The 6638-nt window shown below is 65.2% G+C and carries 7 protein-coding genes; 4 read left to right on the top strand and 3 right to left on the bottom strand.

Features of this window, described 5'->3' with window-relative positions:
* On the bottom strand, positions 1–394 hold a 394-nt coding region (locus tag Q4C89_RS03175; RefSeq protein WP_303101155.1), incomplete at its 3' end, for a GIY-YIG nuclease family protein.
* 59 nt (positions 395–453) lie between these two features.
* On the opposite strand from Q4C89_RS03175, the gene lnt reads away from it, so the two are divergent.
* Positions 454–1893 (top strand): apolipoprotein N-acyltransferase, encoded by a 1440-nt coding sequence (gene lnt / locus Q4C89_RS03170; RefSeq protein ID WP_303101154.1) that lies wholly within the window; start codon positions 454–456, stop codon positions 1891–1893.
* Positions 1894–1939: 46 nt separating this feature from the next.
* On the opposite strand, the gene Q4C89_RS03165 is transcribed toward lnt, so the two are convergent.
* Both Q4C89_RS03165 and Q4C89_RS03160 read right to left on the bottom strand, forming a co-directional pair.
* Positions 1940–2824, bottom strand: coding sequence for a 3-hydroxyacyl-CoA dehydrogenase (locus Q4C89_RS03165; RefSeq protein ID WP_303101153.1), 885 nt, complete (start codon positions 2822–2824; stop codon positions 1940–1942).
* A gap of 121 nt (positions 2825–2945) precedes the next feature.
* A complete protein-coding gene (locus tag Q4C89_RS03160; RefSeq protein ID WP_303101152.1) occupies positions 2946–3575 on the bottom strand; it encodes a TetR/AcrR family transcriptional regulator in 630 nt (209 codons plus the stop codon).
* A gap of 172 nt (positions 3576–3747) precedes the next feature.
* Between Q4C89_RS03160 and Q4C89_RS03155 the strand changes: the two genes are divergently transcribed.
* From Q4C89_RS03155 to Q4C89_RS03145, 3 genes are all read left to right on the top strand, one after another.
* The gene (locus tag Q4C89_RS03155; protein WP_303101151.1) at positions 3748–4653 is read left to right on the top strand and encodes an SDR family NAD(P)-dependent oxidoreductase; all 906 of its coding nucleotides are present in this window, start codon (positions 3748–3750) and stop codon (positions 4651–4653) included.
* Complete coding sequence (locus tag Q4C89_RS03150; protein WP_303101150.1) at positions 4650–6221, top strand: NAD(P)/FAD-dependent oxidoreductase; 1572 nt, start codon at positions 4650–4652, stop codon at positions 6219–6221. The genes Q4C89_RS03155 and Q4C89_RS03150 overlap by 4 nt, the downstream gene beginning before the upstream one ends.
* 10 nt (positions 6222–6231) lie before the next feature.
* On the top strand, positions 6232–6638 hold a 407-nt coding region (locus tag Q4C89_RS03145; protein ID WP_303101158.1), incomplete at its 3' end, for an alpha/beta fold hydrolase.

Below are 6638 nucleotides of genomic sequence, written 5' to 3'. Positions count from 1 at the left end.
CCCGCCGCACCGCCGAGGCGTCCGGGTAAGGCCCGTAATAGTTCGCCCCGTCTTTGAGCACCCGCCGCGTGACGAGCAGCATCGGAAAAGCCTCGTTGGTGAGCTTTAGAAACGGATAGTGCTTGTCGTCCTTGAGCAGCACGTTGTAGTGCGGGCGGTGCTGCTTGATGAGGTTGGCTTCGAGCACCAGGGCTTCGACCTCGTTGGCGGCACTGATAAATTCCAGATTTTCCGCCAGCGCCGTGAATTTGCCGCTCTTGCCCCCCGCCTTGAAATGCTGCGTGACCCGTGAGCGCAGGCTGTTGGCCTTCCCGATATAGATCGGCACGCCACCCTTGCGGAAAATGTAGACGCCGGGGGAAGTGGGCAGCACGGGCAGATCGTCGAAATGCACCTTTGGAGTGTACGGGCTGCGGGGATGCGCGGTCTGTTTGCCGTTAGACTTTCTGCTGCATGTCCCGCCCCCACCTGCCGCCCGCTGCCGTCTCCGCTCTGCTGGGCGTCGCCCTGGCGCTGACGCTGCCGCCTTTGCCGACGGGCCTGCTCGCGCCGCTCGTGCTGGCAGCCCTCTTGTGGCACGCGGCCCAGGCCCCTGGCCCCAAACAGGTCGCGGGCCGCATCTGGTGGGCTGTATTCGCCATGACCACCATTCATCTGTGGTGGCTGACGGCTTTTCTGGGCAATATCTTCGGCTTTCCGCCTGCGGGCGTGCTGGCCTTTTTGCTCTATGCCCTGGAAGGCGGCTTTTTCGCGCTGATGGCGTATGTCGTCGCCCGCCTCATCGCTTCGCCCCGGGGCCGGATCTGGGCTTTGGCCGGGGGCTGGGGCCTCGTGGAATTCCTGCGTTTTCTGGGGCCACTCGCCTTTCCCTGGCCCACCCTCGGCTACGCGCTGCTGCCCACGCCGCTGATTCAGGTGGCCGACCTCGGCGGGGTGCTGCTCGGCAGTGTGCTGATTCTGGGAATGGCGGCAGCACTGGCGAGTCGTTCGCGTCATAGTATCCTGACGCTTTGTCTATGCTGGCTGGCGGCCCTCGGCTACGGCCTGACGCGCACAGCAGGGGAGGGGCCAGTGCAGCCGATGCGGGTGATTCGCACGGCTTTTGATTCTTTTGAACGGGCCAGTGGCGCACTCACCTACGAGCAGCAGTACGCCATGCTTTCGCCTGTCAGCGGCAACCGTACTGCCAACAGTGTGGTTGTCTGGGGTGAGACGGCCCTCGGCTTTGAAACGGCTCCCGTTCGCCTGCCTGGTTTTCCTGGCCCTGGCATCAGCGGCCTAAGGACGGCCCGCCCTGACCAGAACAGCGTTATTTCGTTGGATAGTGCGGGCCAACTCACGGGCCAGAATGTCAAAGCCAAGCTGGTGCCTTTTGGGGAAGAATTCCCGCTGTATCAGCCTTTGCACCCCATTTACAGCCTGGTGGAACGGGCGCTGGGCTTTCCCCTTCCACCTTCGCTGAAAGCCGCCCGCAGCGTGCAGCCGCTGACCCTGAATGGCGTCCAATACGGCGCTTACATCTGCTACGACTCGGTCTTTCCCTGGGTGGCCCGTGAGCTGACCCGCCAGGGCGCTCAGGTTCTCGTCAACCCCTCCAACGACGGCTGGTATCAGGGCTGGGGCGTGGCGCAGCATTTCTGGATGGGCCGCGTGCGCGCCATAGAAACGCGGCGCTGGCTGGTCAGGAGTGTCAATCTCGGCGTGGCGGGCGCGGTGGATGACCTGGGCCGACCCGTGCAAATCGTGAGCCGTGGCGCTGAACTGCAAGCCCTGGACGTGACCCCCAAGCTCCTGAACGGGCAGACCCTTTACACCCGCCTGGGCGACTGGCCCGCCTTGCTGGCACTGCTGGGCTTCGTCGCCACCGGACTTTTTTCCTCTAGAAAAAGGTAGGGCGGATTCGCTGGACTTCCGAATCCGCCCCCCATACCGTTGGCACTCAGTTCTTTACTGCACCGCTGTCGTCATAGTCATAGAAGCCGCTACCCGAATCCTTGCCGGTCTTGCCTTTGTCCAGATAGTCGTTTTTGACGATTTCGAGGAAACGCTGATTGTCGGCATCCTGCGAATCGCCATGACTGGAGTGAATCGCGTAGACGGTGCGCAGGCCCACCACGTCCATAATCTCGAAGGGGCCATGGGGCGAACCGGTCGCCAGTTTCCAGACACTGTCGATTTCTTTGGGCGAAGCGACTTCCGCGCCGAGCAGATGGGCAGCGGCGTCCAGGAAAGGGACCAGCAGCGAGTTGATGATGTATCCCGGTTGCTCCTTTTTCAGGAGGAAGGGCTTCATCTTCATGGCTTCCGCGAACTCGTAGACCTGCTGCGCGACTTCCGGCTTGGTTTGCGCCGTGCCCATCACCTCGACCACGCGGTTGACCCAGATGTTGTTGGCAAAGTGCAGCGCCAGAAAACGGCTGGGGTCGCCCGAAGCGTCGGCGAAGCTGCTCGGGAGCAGGGTAGAAGTGTTGGTGGTGAAAATGGTCTGCGCCGGGGCCGCCTGGCCGACCTGTGCCCAGACCTTACGCTTGAGTTCGATGTTTTCAGGCACCGCCTCGATAATCAGGTCGGCGGCTTTGACGGCCTCGGTCAGGTCGGCACTCTGAGACAGGCGATCACGCGCCTGCTTGAGCTTGTCTTCCGACGCTCCCTTGACGTCTTGCAGGTAGGTGCGCTCCAGTTCGTCGAACCGCTTACGGGCCGCCCCAAGGGCCTCCTCGTTGATGTCGTAGCTCACCACATCGAATCCGGCATACGCCGCTTGAAAAGCGATTTGAGCGCCCAGCACGCCCGCACCCAGGACTGTTACCTTCTTGATGGTCATGTGTCTAGCTTAGACCCAGGCTCCAGTGACGCCTCAAAATATGAAGGCAGAATTGACTCGAATGGCCATTCTTACCTAAATCTACTTAGGTAAGAATGGGACGAGTCTCAGATTTTTCAGCTCAATCCGAGCGCCATACCCCCACACCAATAGCCACCAGATGCCGCGCCATCACCTCGGACGGCTCGGCAAACCCGCCCCGCGTCCACTCCTTGGCGAGCTGGTACATCGCGCCCAGCACCCCACGCGCCAGCAGGTCGGGGCGCAGGTCGGCAGGCGCGTCACCGACCGCCCCGAACATCAGCCCCCGAATCAGGTCGGTGGACTTCTGGAGGTCGGCTCGGTAAAAGGCGTCCACGTCGGCGCTCACGCCCTCCATCTCGAACAGGGTCAGGCGGGCGACTTCCGGGTGCGTGCCGATGTGCAAGAAGTAGGCCAGTGCCGCGCTCTGCAGGCTCTCGTAACGGCCCGGTGCGTCCTGCGCGGCCCTCAGCACGTCCTGGCGAATGGTCGTGGTGGCCCTCTCGGTGGCCGCACACAGCAAGTCCTCGGCGCTGGCGAAGGCTTCGTAAAAGTAACGCTGCGTCACGCCCGACGCCTCGCAGATGTCCTTGACGGTGGTCGCCCGGAACCCCCGAGTGCCGTACAGCAAGGTGGCCACCCGAAGCAGGCGCTCCCGGCGCTCGGCGCGGCGCTGCTGGGCCGTTCTGCCCTGGTAGGGTCTTCCCTCTGTGGTTTCGGCCTGGGTCAAAGTAGGACTCCTCGGGTAGATTGGGGGCAGTTTGACAACCCTCCATGTCACATGTCAAGCTGCCCTACATCTGAAATCAAGCAGTTTCAGTTCTGGGTTCCAGTGCTGGGAAAATCGTGCTGGAGGGCAGCCGTGCTCTCGGCCCCCTTTTCCGGCATGGTCAGGGGGCGACGTGGACAGGTACGACTTACGCGGGCGGGTGGTGGTCATCACGGGGGCGAATGGCGGCCTGGGTCGGCTGCTGGCCAGGGCACTACACCGAAAGGGTGCGCGGCTGGCGCTGCTCGACCTCGACGGGAGCGCCGTGCAGGTGCAAGCCGCCGCGCTGGGCGACGAGGGTGCGGCGCGGGGCTGGGCCGCCGATGTGCGCGACGCCGAACGGCTGGAACGGGTGATGGCCGAAGTTGACGCCCATTTCGGCGGCATCGACGTGGTGGTGGCAGGCGCGGGCATTCAGGCGTTCGGGCCGCTGGAAACCTTCACGCCGGAAGCCTTCGCCCGCGTCATCGACATCAACCTGAATGGCGTGTGGCGCACCTTCAGCGCGGCGCTGCCCTATGTCAAGCCGCGCCGGGGGTATCTGCTGGCGGTGTCGTCTATGGGGGCGTTCATCCATTCGCCGCTTCAGGCCGCCTACAGCGCGTCCAAGGCGGGCGTATGGGCCATGTGCGACAGCATCCGGCTGGAACTGCGCCCGGACGGGGTGGGCGTGGGCAGCCTGCACCCCACCTTTTTCCCGACCCGGCTGATGGAAGACACCCTGAACGACCCCGCCGGAAAGGCCGTGTGGGGCGGCAACAAAGGCGCACTCTGGAAGATGGTGCCGATAGAAACCGTGGTGCTGGAAGCGGTGGAGTGCATCGAGCGCCGGGCCGAAATGACCACCGTGCCGCGTCACCTCGCGGTGGCGGGCCTCGCGCCGGGCGTGCTGCGTCCGGTGGCCGAGCGCCTGGGCTTTACCGACGAAGGCATCCGCCGCGCCGTGCGCCTCTCGTCCCCGACGGGCTGGAGTGATCCCGCCGCCACCGCCCGCACCACCGGGCAGACCCCTGCAAATGAAGCGAGGCATGACCTATGAAACGCCGCCACATCATCCTGCCGCTGGCCCTGGCGGCCCTCTCGGTGCAGGCCGTAAGAAAGAATCAGCGCCGCGCCCGGCTCGCCACCGCCCGCCTACCTGAACGGCCACATGACCCGGCGGCCCGGCTGGACGTGCTGATTATCGGCGCGGGGCTTTCGGGCATCGGGGCGGCGCGGCACCTGCTGGCCGAGTGCCCCGGCAAGAGTTTCGCGCTGCTGGAAGCGCGGCACGCCATCGGCGGCACCTGGGATCTGTTCCGCTATCCCGGCGTGCGCTCGGATTCGGACGTGTACACGCTGGGCTACAGCTTCAAGCCCTGGACGGGCGACAAATCCATCGCCGACGGCCCCGACATCCGACAGTACATTCAGGACGCCTCCGACGAGGCCGGAATCACGCCACACATCCGCTTCGGGCACCGGGTCAGGCGGGCCGAGTGGTCGTCGGAGCGGCAGCTCTGGACGGTGACGGCGGAGCGTGAAGACGGCGAAACCGTGACCTTCCAGACCAAGTTTCTGTTCCTGTGCAGCGGCTACTACAGCTACGCCGAAGGCCACCGCCCCAGCTTTCCCGGCGAGGAGACTTTCCGGGGAGAGATCGTTCACCCGCAGTTCTGGCCCGAAAACCTCGACTACGCGGGCAAGCGCGTGGTGGTCATCGGCAGCGGGGCCACCGCCGTGACGCTGGTTCCGGCCCTGGCGCAGGCGGCGGCGCACGTCACCATGCTTCAGCGCTCGCCCTCGTACATCGCCGTGCAGCCGCTGATAGACCAGACCGCCCTCAAGATTCGCCGCGCCCTGCCCGCCCAGGCGGCGCACCGCTTGATTCGCTGGCGCAACATTCTGGTGAACATGCTTCAGTTCGGGGTGGCCCGGCAGCTCCCGCAGGTGTTCAGCCAGGAACTGCTCAAAGTCGCCGGGCAGCACGTCGGGGAAGGCTTCGAGGCGCGGCACTTCACGCCGGACTACCGCCCCTGGGATCAGCGGGTGTGCGCGGTGCCCGACGGCGACCTGTTTACCGCCATGCGCGAAGGCAAAGCGTCGGTGGTCACGGACACCATTGCCAGGTTCATGCCGGACGGCATTCGCCTGGGCAGCGGACAGGAGCTGAAGGCCGACCTCATCGTGACCGCCACCGGGCTGAAAATGAACGTGCTGGGCGACATCGGCTTCAGCGTGGACGGCCAGCCCTTCGACCCCGCCCGCGCCCTGGTCTACAAGGGCATGATGCTGGGCGGGCTACCCAACTGCGCCTACGCCTTCGGGTACACCAACGCCGCCTGGACGCTGAAAGCCGAACTGACCCAGGCGTTCGTGTGCCGGTTGCTCAACCACATGGAGCGCCAGCACCTCGGCGTGGTGGTGCCCCAGGCCGACCCCTCGGTGCAGGAGCGCCCGCTGCTGAACTTCAGCTCGGGGTACGTGACCCGCGCCGCCGCGCTGCTGCCCAAGCAGGGATCGAAGCGGCCCTGGCAGGTCTACCAGAATTACCTTCAGGACAAGGCCGCCATCGAGTACAGCCCGCTGAACGACGGAACGCTGCGCTTCACGGCGGCGCGGGGGTAAGGGCGATATCCTGCTCGGCGTGAAGGTCGAGGAATTTCGTGAGGGTGCAGGCGTCCTGCGCTATTACCGGGAAGGTGACCGTGGCACGCCCGTCGTCCTGATTCACGGCCTCAGTGGGTCGGCCCGCTGGTGGCGGCACAATATTCCCGCGCTGCGCCAGCGGCACCGCGTGTACGTCCTCGAACTGACCGGCTATGGTCAGCCCCTCGCGTGGCGGCGGCGTTCGCTCGGCGTGCGGCAGGACGCGGCGCTGGTCGCGCACTGGCTGGCAGACCAGGGGCTGGAGCAGGTCACCCTCATCGGACACTCGATGGGAGGCCATATCGCCATCCATGTGGCCGCGCTGGAGCCGCAGCGGGTCAGCCATCTGGTGCTGGCATGTGCCAGTGGGCTGCTGCGCGGGCATCCGCTGCGGGC

It is taken from the genome of Deinococcus sp., from assembly GCF_030523985.1.
Lineage (GTDB): Bacteria > Deinococcota > Deinococci > Deinococcales > Deinococcaceae > Deinococcus.
This window is presented reverse-complemented; position numbering and strand designations above follow the sequence as displayed.